The 22,190-nt window shown below is 71.9% G+C and carries 16 protein-coding genes; 5 read left to right on the top strand and 11 right to left on the bottom strand.

Going from position 1 to position 22,190, the window contains the following annotated elements:
- Positions 1-61 precede the first annotated feature (61 nt).
- From TsocGM_RS05440 to plsX, 4 genes are all read right to left on the bottom strand, one after another.
- Complete coding sequence (locus TsocGM_RS05440; RefSeq protein ID WP_126724288.1) at positions 62-328, bottom strand: hypothetical protein; 267 nt, start codon at positions 326-328, stop codon at positions 62-64.
- The gene (locus TsocGM_RS05435; RefSeq protein WP_126724287.1) at positions 321-551 is read right to left on the bottom strand and encodes a hypothetical protein; all 231 of its coding nucleotides are present in this window, start codon (positions 549-551) and stop codon (positions 321-323) included. The genes TsocGM_RS05440 and TsocGM_RS05435 overlap by 8 nt, the downstream gene beginning before the upstream one ends.
- Before the next feature lie 91 nt (positions 552-642).
- Entirely contained in the window at positions 643-1,563 is a 921-nt protein-coding gene (fabD, locus tag TsocGM_RS05430; protein ID WP_126724286.1) for an ACP S-malonyltransferase, read from the bottom strand.
- 375 nt (positions 1,564-1,938) lie between these two features.
- Positions 1,939-2,994: a phosphate acyltransferase PlsX gene (plsX, locus tag TsocGM_RS05425; protein ID WP_126724285.1), complete on the bottom strand. Its 1,056-nt coding sequence runs from the start codon at positions 2,992-2,994 to the stop codon at positions 1,939-1,941.
- 377 nt (positions 2,995-3,371) lie between these two features.
- On the opposite strand from plsX, the gene dps reads away from it, so the two are divergent.
- Positions 3,372-3,887, top strand: a complete 516-nt coding sequence (gene dps, locus TsocGM_RS05420) for a DNA starvation/stationary phase protection protein Dps (RefSeq protein WP_126724284.1) — start codon at positions 3,372-3,374, stop codon at positions 3,885-3,887.
- A gap of 134 nt (positions 3,888-4,021) precedes the next feature.
- Here the strand turns inward: dps and TsocGM_RS05415 are convergent, their stop codons facing one another.
- Positions 4,022-7,012 (bottom strand): hypothetical protein, encoded by a 2,991-nt coding sequence (locus TsocGM_RS05415; RefSeq protein ID WP_126724283.1) that lies wholly within the window; start codon positions 7,010-7,012, stop codon positions 4,022-4,024.
- A 215-nt stretch (positions 7,013-7,227) separates the two neighbouring features.
- On the bottom strand, positions 7,228-8,151 hold the full coding sequence (locus TsocGM_RS05410; RefSeq protein WP_126724282.1) for a hypothetical protein: 924 nt from the start codon (positions 8,149-8,151) through the stop codon (positions 7,228-7,230).
- 352 nt (positions 8,152-8,503) lie between these two features.
- Between TsocGM_RS05410 and TsocGM_RS05405 the strand changes: the two genes are divergently transcribed.
- Together TsocGM_RS05405 and TsocGM_RS05400 are read left to right on the top strand one after the other, a co-directional pair.
- Positions 8,504-9,619, top strand: a complete 1,116-nt coding sequence (locus TsocGM_RS05405) for a YncE family protein (protein ID WP_126724281.1) — start codon at positions 8,504-8,506, stop codon at positions 9,617-9,619.
- Between the two features lie 15 nt (positions 9,620-9,634).
- The gene (locus TsocGM_RS05400; RefSeq protein WP_126724280.1) at positions 9,635-11,008 is read left to right on the top strand and encodes a right-handed parallel beta-helix repeat-containing protein; all 1,374 of its coding nucleotides are present in this window, start codon (positions 9,635-9,637) and stop codon (positions 11,006-11,008) included.
- Between the two features lie 104 nt (positions 11,009-11,112).
- Here TsocGM_RS05400 and TsocGM_RS05395 read toward each other — a convergent pair whose 3' ends face one another.
- Positions 11,113-11,307, bottom strand: a complete 195-nt coding sequence (locus TsocGM_RS05395; RefSeq protein WP_126724279.1) for a hypothetical protein — start codon at positions 11,305-11,307, stop codon at positions 11,113-11,115.
- 44 nt (positions 11,308-11,351) lie between these two features.
- On the bottom strand, positions 11,352-12,485 hold the full coding sequence (locus tag TsocGM_RS05390) for a DUF1559 domain-containing protein (RefSeq protein WP_126724278.1): 1,134 nt from the start codon (positions 12,483-12,485) through the stop codon (positions 11,352-11,354).
- Between the two features lie 312 nt (positions 12,486-12,797).
- Here TsocGM_RS05390 and TsocGM_RS05385 point away from each other — a divergent pair, with 312 nt between their 5' ends.
- Positions 12,798-13,361: a hypothetical protein gene (locus TsocGM_RS05385; RefSeq protein ID WP_126724277.1), complete on the top strand. Its 564-nt coding sequence runs from the start codon at positions 12,798-12,800 to the stop codon at positions 13,359-13,361.
- 54 nt (positions 13,362-13,415) lie between these two features.
- Here TsocGM_RS05385 and TsocGM_RS05380 read toward each other — a convergent pair whose 3' ends face one another.
- Positions 13,416-16,106 carry a M16 family metallopeptidase gene (locus TsocGM_RS05380; RefSeq protein WP_126724276.1) on the bottom strand — a complete coding sequence of 897 codons (2,691 nt, stop codon included), beginning with the start codon at positions 16,104-16,106 and terminating at the stop codon, positions 13,416-13,418.
- Positions 16,107-16,465: 359 nt separating this feature from the next.
- On the opposite strand from TsocGM_RS05380, the gene TsocGM_RS05375 reads away from it, so the two are divergent.
- Complete coding sequence (locus TsocGM_RS05375) at positions 16,466-17,218, top strand: YceH family protein (protein ID WP_126724275.1); 753 nt, start codon at positions 16,466-16,468, stop codon at positions 17,216-17,218.
- 152 nt (positions 17,219-17,370) lie between these two features.
- Here the strand turns inward: TsocGM_RS05375 and TsocGM_RS05370 are convergent, their stop codons facing one another.
- The gene (locus TsocGM_RS05370) at positions 17,371-21,384 is read right to left on the bottom strand and encodes a protein kinase domain-containing protein (protein ID WP_126724274.1); all 4,014 of its coding nucleotides are present in this window, start codon (positions 21,382-21,384) and stop codon (positions 17,371-17,373) included.
- Positions 21,381-22,079 (bottom strand): RNA polymerase sigma factor, encoded by a 699-nt coding sequence (locus TsocGM_RS05365; protein ID WP_126724273.1) that lies wholly within the window; start codon positions 22,077-22,079, stop codon positions 21,381-21,383. The genes TsocGM_RS05370 and TsocGM_RS05365 overlap by 4 nt, the downstream gene beginning before the upstream one ends.
- Between the last annotated feature and the right edge of the window lie 111 nt (positions 22,080-22,190).

The raw sequence follows: 22,190 nt of genomic DNA, 5'->3' as shown, positions 1-22,190 counted from the left end.
GGCCGATCAAGGGCAATTCGGCGGAGGAGGGCCGGGCCCCGGGCGCCGAGGGCCGGCGGAGTCAGGTCCCCGCCAGCCACCGCCATCGCGGGGCCGCCTCGGAATCGATCCCGATCCGCTCCCCCGGGCCCAGGACGAGCATCTGACCGGCCACGAACGGGGCGGCCAGCGCCTCCCGGTCGCCATCGGCATCGGCCAGCCACCACGACCGGACCTGTCCCGGCCCGTGGATGAGGATCCGGACCGGGTGCGGGTGGGGGTTCCGGAGCTCCTCGCCGGGGGGAGGGGCCTCCGCGTCGGGTTCGAGGAGAGCGGGAACCTCAGTCATCTGGGCTCAGTTCGACCTCTTCCTTAAAGAGCGTTCCGTCCAGGCAAACGCCTTCCGGGTGCTGGTCCTGATTGAGCCGGAGGAGGAACCCGAGCAGGTTGTTCGGGCCTCGCGCGCTCGACAGCGGGATCGGGTTCACGATCAGGATTCCCCGGACCAGCGCGCAGACGAACGCGGGGTCGACGTTCTCGTGCGGAATCGCGTCGCATTCGGCGCCGGTCATGAGCCGACCGATCGAGCGGCGATCGAGCCGGTCTCGGCGACGAACGCGGGACGTGCTCGTTTTGGGGCCCTCCTCCGGACGAATCGGGCGATCAGCGGGCCGGGACGCTGGTGCAGGGGGTCTTGCGGTTGATCCGCTTGAGCAGGCCGGTCAGCACTCGGCCGGGGCCGATCTCGTAGAAGGTGTCGAAGCCGTCGGCGAGCATCCGGCGCATCGAGGCTTCCCAGAGCACCCCTCGGGTGACCTGGATGGCGAGGGCCTGGCGGATGCCGATGGGGTCGTCGCCGTGCGGGGCGCCGGTGACGTTGGAGTAGACCGGCAGTCGGGGAGCCTTCAGGTCGGCCGAGGCGAGGACCTCGGCGAGCTGCTCATCGGCCGGCCGCATCAGGTCGGTGTGGAAGGCGCCGGCCACGGCGAGCGGGACGACCTTCATCGCCCCCAGCTCGGCGGCGATCGGCTCGACGAGCGCCAGGGCCTCCTTCGAGCCCGAGACGACGATGTTCCCCGGGCAGAGGAGGTTTGCCTTCCAGATGGTGCCGCCGCCGGCCGAGGCCACCCGGGCGATCAGCTCGTCGACCTTCGCCTCGTCCAGGCCGAGCACGCTCGTCATGCCGCTGGGGTTGGCGACCGAGGCCGCCTGCATCGCCTCGCCGCGGCGGCGAACGACACGGAGGCCGTCCTCGAACCCGATCGCCCCGGCGAAGGCCAGCGCAGTGTACTCTCCCAGGCTCAGGCCCGCGGCGCCGGCGGCGGAGGCGACGAGGTCGGGCTCGCTCGCCTTCAGGTCTTCGAGGGCCGCGAGGCTGGCGACGTAGATGGCCGGCTGGCTGACATCGGTCGCCTCCAGCGCGTCGGCGGGCCCCTCGAAGCAGAGCTTCGAGAGCGGGAAGCCGAGGACCTCGTCGGCCCGGTCGAACAGGGCCCGAGCCGCCGGGACCTGCTCGTACAGCTCCTTGCCCATGCCGACGGCCTGCGCGCCCTGGCCGGGGAAGAGGAAGGCGACCTTGCTCATGCTCGCTCCGGATCGGATCGGATCAACTCAGGGGATCGTTGCGTTGCGTTGGGATGCCGGGCGTCGGGCCGGTGCGGCCACCGGGCCTCCTCCTCGGCCAAGCGCTCCCGAGGGTCGAGCAGGGTGGACGGGATCCTGCCTCCTCTGGCCGGGAGACGACCAGCGAGGCGTGGGTCATCCCCCCAAGAAGCGACCCAGGGATCGTGCCCGGCCTGCCCGAGGACTTCGAGCCGGGGGGATCGCCCGCATCGGGCGATCGCCGCCGGGAGGGAGGAGGGACGAGGCCGAGTGGGTGACGCGGGGGGCTCCGCCTTGCCTGCCGTCGATCGAGGGAGGGCGGGGCGCCTGCCCGATCGAGACGCCTTCTCCTTCATCTTACTCGGCCTCGCCCTTGGGCGGCGGCGCGACCTCCTCGACCCGGGGGGCGGCCTCCAGGTCTCGGATGATCTGGTCGTTGACGCGGTCGGTGGCCAGGGTGGAGGCGACGCGCAGGGCGTTCTTGATCGCTCGGGCGTCGCTGGAGCCGTGGCAGATGATGCAGGAGCCTCGGATGCCCAGCAGCGGACCGCCGCCGTATTCGTGGTACTCGTAGCGGCGCTTCAGTCCTCGGAGCGAGGCGATGATCTTGCCGCCGGCCTCCTCGGGGATCTCGGGCAGGAGGCGGGCCATCTCCTGCTTCAGCTCGGAGAAGAGGAACTCGACGGCCCCCTCGCCGGCCTTCAGCAGGACATTGCCGACGAACCCCTCGCAGACGACAACTCGGGCGTTGCCGTCGTAGATGTCTCGGCCTTCCACGTTCCCCACGAACCGGCCGTGCATCGGGCCGGCGCGGAAGAGGGCGGCGGTCGATCGGGTGAGGTCCGTTCCCTTGGCGTCCTCGCTGCCGACGTTCAAAAGGCCGATCTTCGGCTGGTCGACACCGAGGATCTGCTCGGCGTAGACGCTCCCCATCACGCCGTACTGGTACAGGTCCTCGGGGCGGGCGTTCATGTTCGCCCCGACGTCGACGATGACCACCGGACCCTGGTGCGAGGGGAAGATGGCGGCGATCCCGGGGCGGCGGACGCCGGGCAGGAACATCTTGGCGTTGAAGAGGGCCGAGGCGACCATGGCGCCGGTGCTGCCGGCCGAGACGATGCCGTTGACCTCGCCGGCGGCCATCAGGGCCCAACTCCGGGAGATGGAGTTGTCTCGCTTCTTGCGCAGGGCCTCGACGGGCTTCTCGTCCATGCCCACGACCTCGGCGGCGTGGACGATGGGCAGGCGGGCCCGGGGGGCGTCAGGGAACCTCGCCAGCTCGGCCTCGACGCGGGCCTGGTCGCCGACCAGCACAACGGTCAGCCCCGGCTCCCCCTGGACGGCCTCGACGGCCCCCTCGACGATCGGCCCGGGGGCGTGGTCGCCTCCCATGGCGTCCAGCACGATCCGCATCGGTGGAGGACTCCCTCTGATACCCCGCGACACCTGCGGGCGCACGGCTCTCCGGCCCCGCGGTTCCCCCCGCGGGAGCCCCCGCCGCTCCGGGCGGATGGGCGACATCGTAGGACATCGGCTCGCACGCTGTCAAGCGCGGCCCGATTGCCGTAACATGAAGCGATATGGGTGGATCGGAAGGCGATCCGCCCGCGCGTCCCCGTCTCCTCGGAGGGGCTCCGGCACGTGAATTGCCTGTGCTTCTCGAACCGACCCGGCACCCCCGGCCTGGCCGGACTCCCGGGGGCGTCCTCGACGCGATCCACCTTCCCCAGCGGGCCGGAGCGTAGCGCCGGCCATCCGATCGTCCTTGCAGCCAGTTCAGGAGGTCTCCCGTGGCAACCGGACAGAAGAACCGGATGTTCCGCACCCACGTCGACATCCCCCAGAAGAAGCGAGCGCAGCTTGTCACCCTGCTCAACCAGCATGTCGCCGAGGCGCTGGACCTGTATAGTCAGGTCAAGCAGGCCCACTGGAACGTCAAGGGCAAGCACTTCTACTCGATCCACACGCTGACCGACACGTTCGCCGCCGAGGTCATCGAGTTCGTCGACGACCTGGCCGAACGCGCCACCGCCCTGGGCGGTTACGTCCACGGCACCGTCCGCATGGCCGCCGAGGCGACCACGCTGCCGGAGTACCCGATGGACCTGGTCGACGACATGGGCCATGTCGCCGCCCTGGTCGATCGGATCGGTCACTTCGCCAGTTCGGTCCGATCGGCCATCGACACGGCCGAGGAGCTTGGCGACAAAGACACCGCCGACCTCTACACGGGGATCAGCCGCCAGGTCGACAAGCGGCTCTGGTTCTTCGAGGCGCACCTCCAGGGCGAGGGCGATCACGAGTAATCGCGGACCCGGACTGGTCCGGTACGCCTTGCCCGTGGAGACGACGAACCCCCGGCGGACCGAGGCCCGTCGGGGGTTCGTGTCGTCTCGCCTTCGTCCGGGGAAGCTCCCCTGGATCAGGAGCCTTCCTCCTCCTACGGCTGACCCCCGGCGCCGCCGATCACGTCGCGCAGCAGCCCCCGGCCGAGGTCGCGCAGCGTTTCCTCGGCCGAAGGAGCGACCGGGGGAGGGCCGTCCGTTCCGGAGGCGCCCGCCTCCGAGGCCGGCGGCGGGTCGTCGTCGAGCATCCGGAGCAACTGGCCGGCTCCCACGGCGGCGCCTCGACTGAGCAGCCGGCCTCCTTGCTGCCGGAGGCCGATCCGGAACGATTCTCGATCGAGTTGCGGCCGCGAGAGGGTCCCTCCGATCGGCAAGCCCACCCTCGTGCCGCTGAGCACCCCCGAGAGGATCTCCTGCCCGCCGAGCATCCGGTCGCTCAGCGGCACACCGACCCGGAGCGCCAGGGTCTGATCCAGCCCGACCGAGCCCTCGAGCTGCAAGGCCACCCCCTCGGCCGCCGTGATCTCCAGGCCGGACTGATACACCCGGCCGTCGGCGATCGCCACGTCGACCACCTGGTCGATCGTCAGCTTCGGCACCTGCCGCGGCGCCATCCCCATCAGGCCGAGGATGTTCTGCATCATCGGCCCCGGCCCGTACGTCACCTGGTGGAAGGCGACCCGGGCCGCCAGGTCGATCGGGGCCCCGCCGTCTCTCTCCGACGCCGGCCCGACGATCGGCACGATCAGCCGGGAGATGCGGGCCGAGAGCCGGCCGTTCACCTCCGTCGCCTCTCGGAGCACCGGGGCGATATACGCCAGCACCCGTCGGGAGACGTCGTCGGTGATCTCCACCTGGTCCAGTCCCGAGCCGTCGGCCAGGGTCAGGGTCATCGCCCCGTCTTCCCCCAGCAGCACGTCGGGCCTCAGCACCACCCGGCCGCCATTGAGCGTCGAGTCGATCGGAGAGATCTGGAGGTCTCCCTTCACGCAGCGGACGACCACCGGCGCCGGCCCCAGGCTCATGCCGAAGACGACCGCTCCGGTCACATCCACGCCCAATTCGGCGTCGATGCCCGAGAGGATCGCGGCCGTCGAGTCCCCCGAGAGCGGCCCGGCCAGGCGGAAGGGGCTGGGGTTGCCCGAGATCGTCGCCTGCGGCTCCGTCGATTGGGCGATCAGGGCTCGGATCTGCTCCCAGTCCGGCTCCACCGTCCCGCTCAGGTCCGCGACCCGGGAGGACGAGAGCCCCTCGATCGTCCCCGACCCCCTCAGGCGGCCCAGCTCGTGCGCCACCTCCAGCGCCGCCAGGTCGAGGCGGTCGTTGGCGGGTCGGTAGGTCGCATCGAAGGCCAGGCGGACCGGCGCGACGGCCGGTTCGTCTGGGCCCGGGGCCGTCCTGGGCAGGGTGATGCGGCCGTCGAGGGCGAAGGCATCGGCGTCGGGGGCCACGTCGACCACCGCGTCGAGCCCCTCCGACCGCGCCGCCACGTGCACCCGGGACCACCCGCCGGGCAGGCCGGCAGGAGTGGCCGGCCCCTGCACGATCAGATCGAAGCGGGCCGAGTCCTGGGAGATCGGCTCCGAGGTCAGGCCGGCGATGCGGAGTCCCTGGGCCTCGATCGCCAGCCGGGTCGTGAACGCCGCGTTCTCCCCGTCTCTCTTGAAGTCGCCGCCGAAGCGGGCGGAGCCGGCGAGGGCGACCTCGCCGAGGTCGACCCAGTCGCGCAACTGGCGGTCGAGCGCGGCCAGGTCCAGCATACCGTTGAGGGTGACCCCCCGGTCCAGGTCTCCCGACCCCTCCGCTTTTAGGAACGACGAGGAGAGCTCCGCCGATTCCACCGCGACCACCGATCCCTCCCGCTGCCGGATCCGGGCCGAGAGCGTGACCGGCGCGGCCATCGCCACGACTCGGCCGCCGTTGCGGGCGACGAGATCCGCCAGCCGGGCGGTGACGACCACCGGCGAGGCCCCGTCCTCCTCGGTCGGCCCGACGATCGCGTCGACGTCGGCCGATCCCCGCTCCAGGGTCATTCCCTCCCGCAGGGCGATCGTGTTGGGCAACTGCCTGGCCAGCCCGGCCAGGTCGATCCGGGCCCGCCATCGGGCCTGGCCCTCCCCCGAGTCGGGGGCCTGGCCGACGGAGGCGACCGGGGCCTCGAGGGCCAGCCGCCGCACGGCGATGCCGTCCCCGGCCAGCTCGACGTCCCAGGACGCCTCGACCCGATCGAACGCTGGCCGGTCCCCCTTCAGGGTCGGGCCGCCGGCCGACACCTCGGTCAGCACCGCCTCGCCGGCCAGGGCCACCGACTCCCCGACCATCCGCACCGCCACCTCTCCGCCGAAGACCCCCTCGGCGATCACTCCCGCCTGCTCGACCGCCAGCGGCCAGCCGGAGCCGGCGATCGAGACGACCACCTCGGTCGCCTCGGGAGCGGTCGAATCATAATGGCCGGATACGTCGAGGGTCTGCCCTCCCGGATTCGCCAGCGCGATCTCCCAGCGCAGCGGGGCTGGCACGCAGTGGAGCGTCATCTCCAGGCGGTCGGCCGAGATCGGGCGGGCCAGCTCCGGGCTGGACAGCGAGAGCGAGCCGGCCTCGATCGCCAGGGTGAACCGGGTTTCGGGGCCGCCGTCGTCCTGCTCGTCGTCTCCCTCGAGGATCGGGGCGAGGGCCTCGGCCAGGTCGATCGACCCGTCGGCCCTTCGCTCGATGTCGACCGTTGCCTTATGCAGCGTCAGGGTCCCGTAGTCGGGCCGCCGGGTGATCAGATCCCAGAGGGAGCGGTCGAGCGTCGCGCTGGGGCTGGAGACGACCGCCTTGCCGTTGCCGTCTCGCAGGACGACGCCCTCCAGGAGGACCGGGCCGGTCCACGAGGCGGCGACGCCCGAGAGTTCAATGGTCGTCGGCGCGTACATGCGATTGACCTGCGCCACGATCGCCTGGCGCACTGGGCCCAGGCCGATCAGCGCCGGCAGGAACGCCACCAAGAGCCCGACAGCCGCGATGGCGGCCGCCACGGCTCCCGCGACCCACCTTCGGCGACGCCTCCCCTCCGGTCGGGGTGATCCGGACGAACTCGGCACGCTTCGGCTCCTTGGGGAAGAGACGCGGACGAAGGCCGACCGGCCGTCCAGTCCAGTCCAATCCAGGGTGGTCGGACGGCGACCCTCAGGGGCATCGCATGAGATCGATCAAGGGGATCGGCCGATCCCTGCCGATCCCCGGGATGATGGGGGCGAGGCCGACGAGGGCCCGGCCCCTCGCGAAGGAGGGTCGGAGGCCGACCGGGCCTTCCCGATCAACCCTGCGGCGGGGCCGGGGAGGGGGCCGGGGCCGGGGCCGGGGCGGGGGCCGGCTCGGGACGGGGAGGAGGGACGTCTCCGGGACCAAGCAGGCCCTCGAAGAACTGGCCGGTCAGCTCCCGGGCCGACCGCTTCAGCTCGTCCTTGGCCTTCTGGGCCTCGCTGGCCACGCGGCCCTTGACCTGCCCGGCCGCCTGGCGGACCTCTTGCTTGGCCCCCTCGATCACCTCGTCGACCTGGCCCTTCACGACGTCCGTCGCCTGACGGACGCCGCCCTGGACTTCGCCGATCGTCGCCTCGACGCCGCCCCGGGCCTCTCCGATGGCGGACTCGACCTCTCCCCGCACCTCACCGGCGATGTCCAGGGCGCCTCCCTTGACCTCGTCGAGCGTCTCCCGGACGCCGGAGCGGACCTCACCGACGGTCTGGTCCACGTTTGCTCGGAGCCCCGAGGCCGCTCCGGTCGCCTCGGCGGCGATGCCGTCGAACGCCTGCCGGGCGCCGCCGACCACCTCGCCGGCCGCCTGCTCCACGTCCGCCTTCAGGCCCGGGGCCAGTTCGGCCGGGTCGGGCAGCATGGGGATCTCGGGCAGGGGAGGGGGCGTCAGCGTCTCGAATCCGGCCGTGTCCACCTCTCCGTCGAGCCGGAACGGCGCCGGGGCGGGCGAGTGTTCCGAGCCGGCAACCTCCCAGGGCGAGTTGGCGGCCGTTCGCGGGCCGCTCCCGGTCGCCTTGTCGAATTCCTGAGTCGCCGAGGCCGTCGGCTCGGCGCGGGATTCCCCCCCCGGGAGCCCGGTCACGGCCGAGTCATCGGCCCCCGAGCCGCAGCCGGCCAGCAGCAGGGAGGTCGCCATCCCGCCGGCCAGGCCGATCGGCGCGAGTCGTCGTCGGGCGGCGTCGAGTCGGTTCGTCGCGATCATCTTCCAAGACTCCCGGGCGGATTCCCCGAAGCGGGCGAAGCCCCGGCCGGCGTCCCCTCAAGGAGCCCCGGCTCGGGATCTGGCCCCGAAGGATACCCACCCCCGCCATCTCGGCAAGGCGAGATCCGGGAGCGTGGGACCGACGCTCGAGGAGGCGAGCGGGGAATCGACCCGATGGCGAGGCCGATGCTTTGCCGCCCTGCTCCTCGGCGGCCCTCGGCTCCCGGCGTCCTCCGAGACGACGAGGAGGGGAGGTCGCCCCGCCCTCCCAGCTCGTTGCCCCTCCGCCTCGCCCCTTGTAGCCTGGCGAACCGTTGGAGTCGCCCTCTCCTGCCGATCATCGGAGGCTCCCATGCGTCGCCCCATGCGCCTCGCCCTGCTGCTGGGACTTGTCCTCGTCGCCGCCCTCGCCTCCTCCTCTCCCGGCGCCGAAGGCCCCCGCCGCCTGCTCTACGTCGCCTCGCCCGGCATCCGCAACGACCTGGCATACGGCGGCCACGGCCTGCTCGTCTTCGACATCGACGACGGGCACAGGTTCGTCCGGCGCATTCCGATCGGCGGCCTCGACGACGATGGGACGCCGATCAACGTCAAGGGGATCTGCGCCAGCGCCGAGACGGATCGGATTTATATCAGCACGATCAAGACGCTCATGTGCCTGGATCTGAAGACGGACCAGCTTCTCTGGGAGCTTCCCTACGAGGGAGGCTGCGACCGCATGGCCCTCTCGCCGGACGGGAGCACCATCTACCTTCCCTCGTTCGAGAAGGAGCACTGGCACGTTGTCGACGCGATGTCCGGCGAGGTCATCGCCAGGATCGTCCCCAACTCGGGCGCCCACAACACCGTGTACGGCCTCGACGGCTCGTTCGCCTACCTCGCCGGGCTGCGATCGCCCCTGCTGACGGTGGCCGACACTTCCTCGCACACCGTCTCGAAGACCGTCGGCCCCTTCGCCGGCTCGATCCGCCCGTTCACGGTCAACGGTAGGCAAACACGGTGTTATGTCTGTGTGAATGATCTTCTTGGCTTTGAGATCGGCGACCTCACCACCGGCGAGAAGCTCGCCCGGGTCGAGGTCCAGGGCTTCGAGAAGGGGCCGGTCAAGCGCCACGGCTGCCCCAGCCACGGCATCGGCCTGACGCCGGATGAGTCGGAGGTCTGGGTGGTCGACGCCACCAATCAGCGGGTCCACATCTTCGACAACACGACCTTTCCCCCGACGCAGGTTGAGAGCATCGCCGTCCGGGACGAGCCTGGCTGGATCACCTTCAGCCTCGATGGGACGATCGCCTGGCCCTCGACCGGAGACGTGATCGACGTTGCCTCTCGAACGATCATCGCCCGCCTGACCGATGAGGAGGGGCGTCCCGTCATGAGCGAGAAGCTCGTCGAGATCCAGTTCGAGGGGGACGAGCCCGTCCGGGCCGGCGACCAGTTCGGCCTTGGCCGAGTCACCGGGGAGTGAGCAGGAGCGCACCGCATGGCATCCGTCCGAGACTTCGGCGCCGTTGGCGACGGCACCACCGATGACACCCAGGCCATCCGCCACGCCGCCGAGGCAGGGGACGGCACCCTCTTCTTCGACCGCGGCTCCTATCTGCTGACCGGCACCGTGGAGGTCGACCTGGCCCGGCTCGGGCGGTTGGCCCTCCGAGGCGACGGCACCGCCCGGGTCGTCATGCGAGGCGCCGGGCCGGCGTTCCGTGTGGTCGGCTCGCACCAGGGGTCGGCCGATCCGGGATCGCAAAGCCCCTCGGTCGTGGGCCGGGAGCGCCTGCCGACGGTTTCGGGCATCGAGATCTTCGGTGAGCACGACCAGGCGGTCGGCCTCGAGCTGACCGGAACGGTCCAGGCCTCGCTTCACGGCGTGCTCATCCGCCAGTGCCTCATCGGCGTTCATCTGACCGAGCGGAACCGCAACGTCCTCATCGACGCCTGCCATATCTACGACGGCCGGGGGCCCGCCATCGGGGTCTACTTCGACGGCGTGAACCTGCACCAGGCGATCATCGTCGGCTGCCACATCAGCTATCAGCGTCATGCCGGCATCAAGATCGCCCGCAGCGAGGTCCGCAACCTCCAGATCACCGGCAACGACATCGAGTACAACGACGCCGACACCGAGGGCGACCCCGACTCGGCCGACGTCTGGATCGACGCCCGCGAGGGGACCGTCCGCGAGGGCACCATCGCCTCGAACACGATCCAGGCCAAACCCAGCCCGAACGGGGCGAACGTTCGCATCGAGGGACCCGAGCGCGACGATGCCGCCGGGGCCGGCCTCTGGACGATCGTCGGCAACATCCTCCAGAGCCAGGACCGCAACCTCTGGCTCCGCCGCTGTCGGGGCGTCACGGTCACCGGCAACTCCTTCGCCTCGGCCGATCGGCATTCGATCGACCTGGACGGCTGCCGGATCATCGCCCTGGGGTCGAACACGATCGACCACAACCCGGACTATCGCGGCACCTTCCGAGACGGCATCGTCGTCCGGCGCTGCTCGGGAGTGACGATGACCGGCCTGATCCTCGAAGGAGTCCGAGCCGGCCGGCCCGATGCTGGGGCGGCGATTGCCGTCGCCGACTCCGAGGCGGTCACCATCGCCCACTGCCAGGTGCTCGACCCGACCTCCCGGGCGGTGGAGCTGAGGGACGTCCGGGGGGCGATCGTCGAGGGCTGCACGCTCATCGACCGGCGAGCGGAGCCGTCCATGGTGGAGGCGATCCGCCTGCGAGGGCGGTCTTCCGGAGTGGCGATCCGGGGGAACCTCGTCTCGGGGGGCCCGGCCGCGATCGTCGGCGAGGTCGAACGGGCGAGCGTCGAGGGGAATGTCGACATCGATTCCTCCCGCTGACCGCCCGGGGCAGGGCGTTCGGTTCGGCGGTCGGTCAATGACATCGGGCCGGCACCGGTCGATCGACCGATGCCGGCCCGGAGCGTCTGGTCGTCGAAGCCCGGTCACTTCTGGGGGATCATTCCCCCTCCGGTCGACTCCTCCTCCTCGATCGCCGCGTCTTCGGCGGCGATCTGCTGGAGCTGCTCGTCGCTGAGCGGCTTCAGGTCGGCCGGGTCGGTTGTCGGCTCGCCGGCGCCGCCGCATCCGGCCAGGGCAACGACGCCCAGGAGCAGGGCGGACTGCACGATCGTTCGCATCTCGGATCCCTCGAGGGTGCTGTCGGGTTCGGTCGGGCCTGGGGTCAGAACTGGTCGGCGCTCATCGGCTCGTTGTCGTCGATCACCGCCAGGCGGCGGAAGGTCGACGGGTCGATGGTGAACTTGATGAAGCGGACCGAGCCATCGCCGAGCAGGCAGTTCAGGCCACCGGGGTGCGAGGAGCCGAACATCCGCCGCCAGAGGGTGCTGCCGGTGTTGCCGCCGGCCGGATCCGAGCAGAAACCGTTCAGGGCCGGGGCCTGCGAGTCGGGCACGGGGACGAAGTGCCAGCGGATGCAGTCCTCGTCCCAGCCGGAGTTGTTCCAGCGCTCGTTGTCGCCGCCGTCGGAGCCGTGGCGCGAGTCGGGCAGGCTCTTCTCGGAGACCAGGATCGAGTTCGAGGTGCCATCGCGGAAGTCGGACAGCTTGCGGGTCCAGCCCTGGCCGCTCCAGACGATCGCCCCCTTGCGGCCGCCGGTGTTCCCCTTGTTCGGGTTCGCTCGCTCGTCGGCGACCGGCCCCAGGCCGTTGGGCGGCGGAGGGAGGAAGCGGGGGTTCTCCTCACTGGTGCTGCATTCGTAGGACAGGCCCTGGAAGAACCCCGCGCAGCCGGCGTAGTCGTTGCGGTACATCAGGCTCGAGCCGTAGGGCTCGATCGCGCGTCGGGTCGGGCAGGTGTAGGTGGGGATGGCCACTCGGGCGACATCATTCTCGCCGTTGTTGTAGCCGCTCGGGCGGCTTCCGGTCGGCCAGATGGGGGGGAGGTCGAAGTTGGCCAGGTTGTAGACCTGTTGCTGCTCCATGTACGGCAGGATGCGGAAGAAGTGGTTCCAGCCGTCCGGGTGGGCGGCGTTGCAGCAGGTGGTGCCGCCGTAGCTCGGGGGATTCTCGTCGTAGTTGTAGCCGCTGGGGGACGGATTGCCGCTGGCGTCCACGGCCTGAGGGTGGCCGTCGTGCGGGCCCTGGGGCAGATGGCCGTTGGCGCTCTCGAAGTTCATGAAGGCCAGGCCGATCTGCTTCAGGTTGTTGGTGCACTGGGCGCGCCGGGCGGCCTCCCGGGCGCTCTGGACCGCGGGGAGCAGCAGGGCGATGAGCACGCCGATGATCGCGATGACGACCAGCAGCTCGATCAGCGTGAACGCCGCGCGTCGGTGCGCGGGCCGGATGGGGGAGGGCACGTTCGTCTCTCCGATCGGTGGGCACTACCGGGGTTGAGAAACACAACCGGGGTGGGTAAACCGCCTCGGCACTGTACCCGTCGAGCTTGGCGGCCGTATGTCGGTGCGATGAAAACGCCATGAATCAGGACCAGGGACAAGGACATGAGTGCGTATGTTGTCGTTTTTCAGAGAAGGCGGGCCGGACGCCGTCACCGTCACATTGTGAATTCCCCTTGAAGTTTCTTGGCGATCCACGGGTGGGGCTGTTATCGTTTCTTGCCCTGTCGATCCGACCCCCTCCCGCCGACCTCGACCACCGGAGCCCCGCCGATGCGACTCCTCCTCCCGCTGGCCTCCTGCACGATCGCGGTTGCCGTCTCCTCCTCCCCCGCCCTCGCCCGGCAGATGGTCGAGGCCCCGCTCTACTCGAGTTGGGCCCGGGTTCCCGTTGGGACGAAGATCACCTTGAGGACGGTGACCGAGTCCGGCGGCCAGAAGGTGGAGGCGCTGACCTCGCAGACGCTGCTCTCCGTCGACGAGAAGCAGGCGGTGGTCGAGCAGACCTTCCTGGGCTCCGACGCCAAGGGGACCAGCCAGGAGGGGACCCAGCTCATCCGGCACCGGCGCTGGTTCCCCCTGCCCTCGGGCAAGAGCAAGGAGGACATCGGCAAGCCGTCCGACGCCATCGCCAGCGGAGAGGAGACGATCGAACTGGCCGGCCGGACCTTCGAGGCGTCCTGGTACGACGCCTCGGGCCAGACCGAGGCCGGTCCCTCGATGACCCGGACCTGGATTGCCGACGACGTGCCCGGCCGGCTGCTGAAGGCGGTCACGACGGTCGAGGCGACGAACACGGTCGTCACCATTGAACTTGTCGAGGTCACCACACCTTGAGGTGATCCCGGCCGGGTCCGGGTCCGGGTCCGAGGACGGGGGACCGGGATCCCGTCAGGCGCACTCGGGGCGGGCCGACCGGCCTCGGCCGCGTCCCCGGCCTCGGAGCGGGCCGTAGGTCACCCGGACCAGCGCCGTCGGATCGATGTGCCGGCGGGCGACCCGGCGGACGTCGGCGGGGGTGAGCCGGGCGAGGCGGTCGGGCATCCGGATCGGGTCGTCCAGCGGCAGGCCGTAGTAGGCCAAATCGACGAGCCGTTCGCAGCGCTGGCCGACCGTCTGGTAGTCGAAGACCCAGGACCCCCGGAGGTACTGGATGGCCTGCTCGACCTCGGCGTCGCCGAACTCCCCGCGGTGCAGGGCCCAGATCTGGTCGAGCACGGCGGCGGCGGCCAGATCGGCCTCGTCCGGCCCGGTGCCGACATACACGCGGAACATCCCCGACGCCCGGTCGGCCGAGTCGGTCATGCCGCCGGAGACGCTGTAGGCCAGGCCGAGCTCGTCTCGGAGCGAGGCGCTGAGGCGGTCGGTGAACCCCGGCCCGGCCCCGAAGATGTGGTCGAGTACCGCCAGGGCCTCGAAGTCCGGGTGCAGCCGCTCGATACCGAGGTGGCCGATCATCAGGTGGACCTGCTCCCCCGGCCGGTCGACCCGTCTCGTCCGAGGGCGGGTCGACCGCCTCGGGCTTGGGACCGGGGGCAGCGGCGATCGCGACGGCTCCCAGCCGCCGAAGTGCCTCGCCAGCAGGGCGCCGAGCGACCTCGGCTCGAAGTCCCCCACGGCCACGAAGACCGCGTGATCCGGGGCGAAGAGCCGGCGGTGGTGGGTGACGACGTCTTCCCGGGTGAGGCTCGAGAGCTGTCGGGGAGTGCCCCGAGGATCCCTCGCATACGGGTGGTCGCCGTAGACGAGCCCCCGGAAGAGCAGGTCGGCTCGGAAGGCCGGGTCGTCCCGATCCCCGCGCAGCTCGGCGATGATGCGGCGGCGGGCCCAGGAGACGGCGTCCTCGGGGAAGGTCGGCCACCGGACCAGGTCGGCCAGCACCTCCACTCCCAGGGCCAGATCCTCCGCTCGGATCTGCAGCGACGCCCCGGTCGACCCCGCGTCGAGCACTCCACCGACGTCCTCCACCGCCTCGGCGATCTCCTCGGCCGATCGGCTCGCCGTTCCCTCCTCCAGCAATCGGCCGGTCAGGTAGGCGGCCCCGGGGACGGACTCCCGCGTCGAGTCGGCGTCGATCGCCAGCTCCAGCGCCACCACCCCGGAGCCGGGGTGCCGCTCGGTGATGACCCGAAGGCCGTTGCTTAGCACCCGGGACCTCGGCCGGTAGTCCGGCAGGGTGGGTGCCGAGGTGATCAGCGACGCCGGCGCCGCCGCGACGGAGGCCGCGGCCGACCTCGCCGACGAGAGGCCCGGGGGGCTTGGCGCCACCGACGGCATCAGCACGATCTCCGCCCGGCCGGCCCTCGGCAATGACCAGCCGACCGTCTCGCCCTCGAGGCTGAGATACGAGGAGGCGACCCTCCTCACGTCGTCAGCCGAGACGTCCAGCGCGGCCCGGTGCGCCTCCGGCCAGTCGGTCCAGCGTCCCCAGAGCGAGGTGATCCCCAGGCCCCCGGCCAGCCCGGGCAGGTCGTCCTGCTGCCATCGCCAGGCGGCTTCGAGGCGTCTCCGGGATCGGAGCAGCTCCTCGGGGGTCGGCCCCTCGGCGGCTAGCCGGTCGACCTCTTCCCGGATGCGGTCCTCGATCCTCCTCGGGTCGACGCCCGGCACCGCCTCAACCTGGAGAATGAGCTGCCCGGCCAGGTGGGCCGGGTCGTGCCCGGCGTCGACGTACGTCGCCAGCCGGCCGCGCTCGACCAGGGCGTCCCAGAGCCGGGAGCGTCGGCCGCACGTCAGCAGGTCGGCCGTCACCCCCAGGGCCGGCGCGTCGGCGTGCCCTCTCGGCACGGTGTGCCAGCCGATCACCCCCCGGGCGATCGCGTCGGGCTCGACCAGCTCGAAGCGGCGACGCTCGCGCTGCGGAGGCTCTCCCGCCGGCCCCTTCGGGCGCCGGGGGCGGCCGGCGGGGATCGACCCGAACCGGGAGGAGACCGCGTCCAGCGTCGGCTCCGGGTCCAGGTCGCCGGCCAGCACGAGCACGGCGCCGTCGGGCCGGTAGTGGCGGTCGTAGAAGGAGCGGAGGTCGCTTGCGGTGATGTCCGCCAGGTCGTCCGGCCAGCCGAGGATCGGGTTGCGGTACGGGTGCGATCGGTACGATTGGAGCAGGAACTGCTCGTCGAGCCTCCCGGCGGGGGAGTCCAGTTCTCGGGCGCGCTCCTCCTCGATCACCCGGCGCTCGGCCTCGACCTCGATCGGGTCGAACAGGGCGCCGCGCATCCGGTCGGCCTCCAGGTCGAGGGCCAGCTCCCAGCGGTCCCGAGGGAATCGGAACCAGTAATGGGTGCAGTCCTCGTCCGTCTCGGCGTTGACCTCGCCGGCGGAGACGAACGTCAGGCGGTCGAGCTGCCCCTTGGGGAACCGCTTCGTTCCCTTGAACAGCATGTGCTCGACGAAGTGCGCCAGCCCGGTCTTTCCCGGAGGCTCGTCGACCGAGCCGACCGGGTAAAACAGGTCACAGACCACCACCGCCGCCCGGGGGCGGGGCAGGACCAGCGCCCGCAACCCGTTGGGCAGCGTCCGTTCGACGACCGGCAGGTCGCCGACTCGGTTCGGGAGGGCCTCGGCGGTCCGTCGGCGGGCCATGGCTTCCCCCCATCTTTGTCCTGGGATGTCGCGGTGCGACCGCAGGCCCCCGACCCCGGCCGGGCGGAGGCCGGCGGGGGTCGGCGCCGATTCGCGGATGCCAACCATTCCAGTTTATCACTCCCCAGCCTCCCTCGCGACCGCGATCCGTTGAGAACGGAGGAGGGCCCCGTTTCGATCGCCTCGGGGGGCGGACCGGCGGAGCGCCGGCCGCTGGAATCCAGGGCCCCGGTCGGCTCGCCTCCCGGATCGTCCCCGATCGCCCGGCCTGGCCGATCGGCCGTCTCGCCATTGCCCGATCGGGAGGGGGACGAGAGAATGGCCCGATCCCCCCCGACGCGGTCGGCCCGAGGCGAACGATGAGCGACGCGAACCCCCATCGGCAATGGAGTCCCCTCTCGGCCCGGGAACGGCGGGTCCTGGGAGTGCTGGTCGAGAAGCAGAAGACCACCCCCGACGCCTACCCCATGTCCGTCACCGCCCTGGTCACCGGCTGCAACCAGAAGTCCAACCGCGACCCGGTTTCCTCCTACGACGCCGTCGACATCGAGGACACCCTGCTTGGCCTTCAGAGAAAAGGGGCCGCCATCCTCGTCTCCGGCAGCGGTCGGGTCGAGAAGTGGCGTCACAACCTCTACGAGTGGCTCGACCTGAAGAACCAGCCCGTCGCCATGGCCGTGCTCGCCGAGCTGCTGCTCCGAGGCTCCCAGACCGTCGGCGAGCTTCGCGGCCGGGCCGCCCGGATGGTGCAAGACGGCACCGGCCCCAACGCCCTGCGCGACCTCGACGAACTGATGGAGGTGCTTCACTCCCTGGCCGATCGCGACCTGGTCGTCTTCCTTTCCCCCCCGGGCCAGAAGCGGGGCGTCGTGGTGACCCACGGCCTCTACCCCCCCGAGGAGTTGGAACGGGAGCGCCAGAAGGCCGCCCACGCCCAGGCCGCCGGCATCGAGGAGCCCCGCCCATGCGTGTCCGGCCCCTCCCGGGAACCGGCCGACGCCGGGATCTCGGACGAACTCGCTGAGCTTCGAGCGGAGATCAAGACGCTTCGATCCGCGCTGGACACTCTTCGCGACGAGTTCCAGCGACTCAAGGACGCCCTGGGAGCGTAACCCGATCGTCTCCCGGAACCGGGACGGGAGCCTCCTTCCGGGCGGCTCTCCGGTTTCGGGGAGGACGGCCGGACGTTGAGGGAGAGCGGGTCGAGTGCTCGGCGTCGAGTCTCGGACGGCCGGGAGCGCGACCGCCAGGCCGCCGGGATCGGCTATTCGGTCGCCGCCGATCGGTTCGCCGATCCGGCCCGACGGGACCCCGACGCCCGGGCCGTGTTCGCCGATCCCCCTCGGCCGGAACCGGCGGAGGACAGGGCCCGGCGCCAGAGGGAGACGACCGCCTTGAGCTCCGGTCGGTCGACCGACCAGGAGCGGGCCAGCTCCAGGTCGGCCCTCGCCTCGTCGGCCCGGCCCGCCCGGAGGAGAAGGCGAGCGCGGAGGAGGGCGAGCGTCGGGTCGTGCGGGTCTCGGGCCAGGGCCGTTGACGCCTCGGCCAGGGCGGCGTCAAGGCGGCCGAGGGCGGCCAGGGCGACGGCCCGGCCGCGGTGCACGTCGGCGTCGTCCCGGCCCAGGGCCCGGGCGCGGTCCAGGTCGGCCAGCGCGGCCGGGGGGCGGCCCCGTTCGGCGAGGATCAGGCCGCGGAGGGTCAGCGACTCCTCGTCGTCGGGGTGCAGGGCCAGGGCGGCGTCGAGGTCCGCCAGCGCCCCGTCGAGTTCCCCCATCCGGTGCCGGATGCGGGCCCGGACCAGGCGGGGATGGGCCGAGTCGGGCGCGCCGAGCACCGCCTCGGTCGCCTCGTCGATCGCCTCCGAGGCGTCTCCCAGGCAGGCGAGCAGGACGGCCCGGGTCAGACGACGGGGGACGGGGGAGGGCTCCGGTCCGGCGGGAGGCTCTGCCAGGGCCTCGGCGGCGGCCCTCAGGTCGGCCGCCAGGGCGGGGCCGGGGTTGGGCAGCAGGTCGATCACCCTCGGGTCGTCCAGGCGGAGCGATGCGCCGGGGCGGGTCGCAAGGGTCGCCCGCAGCTCCAGCCGGGCCCGGGACGGCGCCGGGGAGATCCGGTTCGCCTCCTCCGCCTCGCGACGGGACGCCTCGGCCCGGCCCAGTTCCAGCAGACAGCGGGCGTGCAGCTCGGTGGACTCGGCCAGTGCGACCGGGTCCGGGGGCCGGGGCCTGCCCCCGGGGCCGACGAGGCCGAGGCGATCGGATCGGGCCAGCACCGCCGAGTCGGCCAGCGCCCCCTCGGCGTCGCCGAGGCCGAGCCGGAGCAGCGCCCGGCCGAGCCGAGCCTCGCGGTGGCCGGGCTGCTCGAACAGCAGGTCGCTGTAGGCCAGCAGGGCCAGGTCGGCCCTCCCCTGCTCGTGGTCGAGCCGGGCGAGGTTGAGTTTCGCGGCTCGGGCGAACGGCGAGCCGTTGGCGGCCGAGGTCGCCGCCCGGGCGACCAGCTCGGCGACCGGCCCCCCCAGCCCCGAGCCGGTCGCGACCGTCGGGCCCACCAGCCCCCGGGCCCCGATCCCGCCGATCATGGTCCCGATCGGCGCCTCGCCGAGGAGCCTTCGGAAGTGCGCTCGGGCCGCCTCGCGATCCCCCCGCTCGAAGCGCAGGAGGCCCAGATTCAGCTCGATACGCTCCCCCAGGTGATCCAGGTCGCCCGCGCTGACCAGCTCGGCCGCGGCTCTCAGGTCGTCCTCGGCCTCGACCGAGTTGCCCGACTCCCAGAGGGCTATCGCCCGGTTGAACCGGGCCCAGGCGGAGGTCGGCTTCAGGGCCACGGCCGCGTCGGCGTGCCGCAGCGCCTCGCCGGTGCGTCCCATCTCCAGGGAGAAGGTCGCCAGGTAGAACCTCGGCCAGTAGGAATCAGGCCGATGTCGGCTGGCCCGCTCCAGCCAGGCCCGGGCGAGGTCGGCGTCGGCCGGATCCTCGGTCCCCTGGAACCGGGCGGCGAAGGCGATTCCCCACAGGAAGGCCGCGTCGGCCCCCCGCATCGAGGCGTTCCCCCCCGATCTCCTCGCTGCCGAGGAAGGGGAGACGGCCGGGGCCTCGACGCCGACCTCCCGAGCCAGCCGATCCCAGGGGGCCCGTCTTGGGTCGTCGAGCGGCATGGCCCGCACGGCCCGGTCGCGCAGGTCGGCCACCTCGTTCGCCAGCGCCGGCCGGGGCCTTCCCGAGAGCCACTGGTGAATCGCCCGAAGGAACAGCAGCTCCGGCACCTCGTCCAGCAGCCGGCCGCGCTGCTCCGGCCTCAGCAGGGCGATGTCCGGGCGAGAGGCCCAGTCCACGTCCTCGAAGACGCGGAAGTCGCGCAGCACCTCCCGAAGGTCCTCCTCCAGCGGCCATTCGGGGGCGACGAACCCGAAGAGGCGGTAGCGCAGCCGATCGGCCTGGTCGAACAGCTCGTCGGCGCACGAGGAGAGATACCGGGTATACTGGGCCCGCTTCTTGCGATCCGAGGCTTGCCGGGCCAGCCCCGAGAGGGACGGATAGCGCGAGGCGTCCTCGGCGGCGCGCTGGTAGATCTGGATCGCCTCGTTGAGCTTCCCCTGCTGCTGCAACAGATCCGCCTGGCCGATGGAGCGCTCGACCTCGTCCTCGGCCGCCATCCGGTTGACCTGCGCCTGGTGGATCGCCTCGATCGCCACCGCCGCCGCCACCACGAACGGGGCCGCCACCGCGAACCGAAGGCGATGGCGGCGGGCCCAGCGCACCGAGCGGCTCCCCAGCGGCTCGAGGGCGACGCGGAGCGGCCCGTCGTCGGCCACCGCCTGGAGGTCGGCGGCCAGCTCGGCGGCCGATTGGTAGCGGCGCTCCGGGTCCGGTTCCAGGCTCCGGCGGATGACCGCCTCCAGCGCCGGAGAGATCGGCCGCCCCCCCCGGAGCAGCGGAGGTGCCCCCTCCCGGCGCTGCTGGGCGGTCATCAGCAGCGCCTCGGGAACCGATCGCGCCTGCTTCACCACGGGGAAGGGCCGGGTGCCGGCGATCGCCTCGAACAGGACCACCCCCAGGGCGAACACGTCGGCCCTGGCGTCGACGCCGGTGTCCACGCCGTCGGCCAGGGCCTCGATGTGCTCGGGGGCCATGTAGGCGATCGTGCCGCCGAGCTTCGCCGGCTCGTCGTCGGGGCCGTCGAGCATCGGTCCCAGCGCCAGGTTGAAGTCCAGCAGCATCGGCAGGCCGTCGGCCGTCACCAGCACGTTGGTCGGCTTCACGTCTCGGTGCAGCACCCCGCGGTCGTGAGCGTGCTGCAGGGCCTCGGCCAGGCGGGCTCCCCACCAGGCGATCCCCCCCGAGAAGGACCGAGCGGCCAGCGCCCTCCGGGCGGCCGTCTCGCCCCGGGGAGCCCCGGGAGGGGGGGGCTCCAGCCGGTCGAGCACCTCCAGCAGCTCGGCCCCGGAGCGAGCCGTCGCGGTCGCCGGGTCGGCCAGCACGGCGGCCAGCGTCGTCCGGCCGAAGAACGGCATGCAGAGCAGGTGCAGCCCCGTCACCGGGTCGACCCGGTAGCTGTGCACCGGGACGATATGCGTGTGCTGCAGGCGGGCGAGCGTCTGCGGCTCCCTCGACCCGGCCGAGGCCACCTTCAGCGCCACCGGGCGATCGGCCAGCAGCCGCTCGTGGGCCAGGTAGACCCGGGCGAACGACCCTCGGCCCAGCTCCTCGGCCAGCCGGAAGCCGCCGATCGTCTCCCCCGCCTCGGGGAACTCGACCGGGTCGTCCGGCCGGGGCTCCCCCTCGCGACGGGTCTTCGGCGCGACCCCGGTGTCGACCGTCCCCCCCAGCGAGCCCAGGGTCGGCGCGTTCGCTCCGCCGATCAACTCATGGATATCCAGCACCCGGCGCAACTGGGGAGCAAGCTCCGGGAATCGCCGATCGAACTCCGAGGGATCCGGGGCGGCCCCCGCCTCCTCCCGCAGGCAGAACTCCTCGTACAGCAGTCCGACCAGCACCTGGTCGTCCAGGTCCGGGTATCGTTCGAGATACCGCTCCACCGGATGGCGGTCCCCTGCCTCCCAGCGCAGGCCCAGATCCGCCCTCAGCAGCGCCAGCCAGGCGCCGGGGCGCTGGTCGGGGGAGTCGGGCAGGTATCGGGCCGGGTCGGGCCGGCCGTGGGGGGGCGACCGCCGCCAGTCGTCCTCGAAGCGGCGCGCCAGCCGGGCGGCGGCGGGAGACGAGGCGTCGTCCCAGGTCCGGCCGGAGGTCGTCGCCAGGCTGATCGGGCTGGAAGGCTCGGTCATTCGTCTCGACGATCGGGCGAGCGACCATCCGGTTCCTCTGGGGCCCCCGAGGAGGGGAGCTCGGCACCCTCCGGGACCACCCCTGGCCGTGAGTCCAGGTCGAGGCGGCGTCGGAGGTCCTCGATCACGCGCTGCACGGTCCGCTCGCTGATCCCCTTGCGATCGGCGATCTCCCGGCTGGAGAGCCCCTCGGCCTTCAGGACCAGGATCTCCCGGCGCTCCTCGGGCAGCAGGTCGCGCATCCTGGCCAGGGCCTCGTGCGCCTGGGCCACCTCGCTCGGCGAGTCCTCGTGGCCGGCCACCTCCCGGGGGCGCTGCCCGTCGACCCAGAGGGGCTCCTCTCGCCTCATGTCCTGCTTCTGGCTACCGGCGCGGCGGTACTCGTCGATCACCTTGTTCTTCGCGGCCCGGGCCAGGAAGGCGACAAGGTGCCGGGAATCCTCGAAGTCGGCCGGCCCGTCTCCCCCTCGCATCCGGCGGAAGAAACTCCCCCAGACGCTTTGCAGGAAGTCGAGCGAGTCGAACCGGGAGCGCAGCAGCCGAGGCAACTGCCGGCGAACGACCAGGCGGACCTCCGCTTCATACCGGCCGAGCAGTTCCCGGGCCGCGTCGTCATCCCCCGATCGGATCCGGTCGAGGAACAGGCGCAACTCGTCTCCGTCGTTTGGCCTCGCGGCCGGACCGTCCCTCGACATGCCCCGCCCCCTGTCGCTCGGCCCGCCGGCCCCCTCGGGCCGGCCCGGACGGACTCGCCTCCGAGCCCAAGCCTACCGCCGTAACTCCCCCCTTGGCAAGCATTCCCGGCC

The organism is Tautonia sociabilis (assembly GCF_003977685.1).
Classification (GTDB): Bacteria; Planctomycetota; Planctomycetia; order Isosphaerales; family Isosphaeraceae; genus Tautonia; species Tautonia sociabilis.
This window is presented reverse-complemented; position numbering and strand designations above follow the sequence as displayed.

Coding starts and splice junctions, on each gene's coding strand:
- TsocGM_RS05440 (WP_126724288.1), bottom strand. CDS start 328: ATGACTGAGGTTCCCGCTCTCCTCGAACCCGACGCGGAGGCCCCTCCC.
- TsocGM_RS05435 (WP_126724287.1), bottom strand. CDS start 551: ATGACCGGCGCCGAATGCGACGCGATTCCGCACGAGAACGTCGACCCC.
- fabD (WP_126724286.1), bottom strand. CDS start 1,563: ATGAGCAAGGTCGCCTTCCTCTTCCCCGGCCAGGGCGCGCAGGCCGTC.
- plsX (WP_126724285.1), bottom strand. CDS start 2,994: ATGCGGATCGTGCTGGACGCCATGGGAGGCGACCACGCCCCCGGGCCG.
- TsocGM_RS05410 (WP_126724282.1), bottom strand. CDS start 8,151: ATGATCGCGACGAACCGACTCGACGCCGCCCGACGACGACTCGCGCCG.
- TsocGM_RS05405 (WP_126724281.1), top strand. CDS start 8,504: ATGCGTCGCCCCATGCGCCTCGCCCTGCTGCTGGGACTTGTCCTCGTC.
- TsocGM_RS05400 (WP_126724280.1), top strand. CDS start 9,635: ATGGCATCCGTCCGAGACTTCGGCGCCGTTGGCGACGGCACCACCGAT.
- TsocGM_RS05395 (WP_126724279.1), bottom strand. CDS start 11,307: ATGCGAACGATCGTGCAGTCCGCCCTGCTCCTGGGCGTCGTTGCCCTG.
- TsocGM_RS05385 (WP_126724277.1), top strand. CDS start 12,798: ATGCGACTCCTCCTCCCGCTGGCCTCCTGCACGATCGCGGTTGCCGTC.
- TsocGM_RS05380 (WP_126724276.1), bottom strand. CDS start 16,106: ATGGCCCGCCGACGGACCGCCGAGGCCCTCCCGAACCGAGTCGGCGAC.
- TsocGM_RS05375 (WP_126724275.1), top strand. CDS start 16,466: ATGAGCGACGCGAACCCCCATCGGCAATGGAGTCCCCTCTCGGCCCGG.
- TsocGM_RS05370 (WP_126724274.1), bottom strand. CDS start 21,384: ATGACCGAGCCTTCCAGCCCGATCAGCCTGGCGACGACCTCCGGCCGG.
- TsocGM_RS05365 (WP_126724273.1), bottom strand. CDS start 22,079: ATGTCGAGGGACGGTCCGGCCGCGAGGCCAAACGACGGAGACGAGTTG.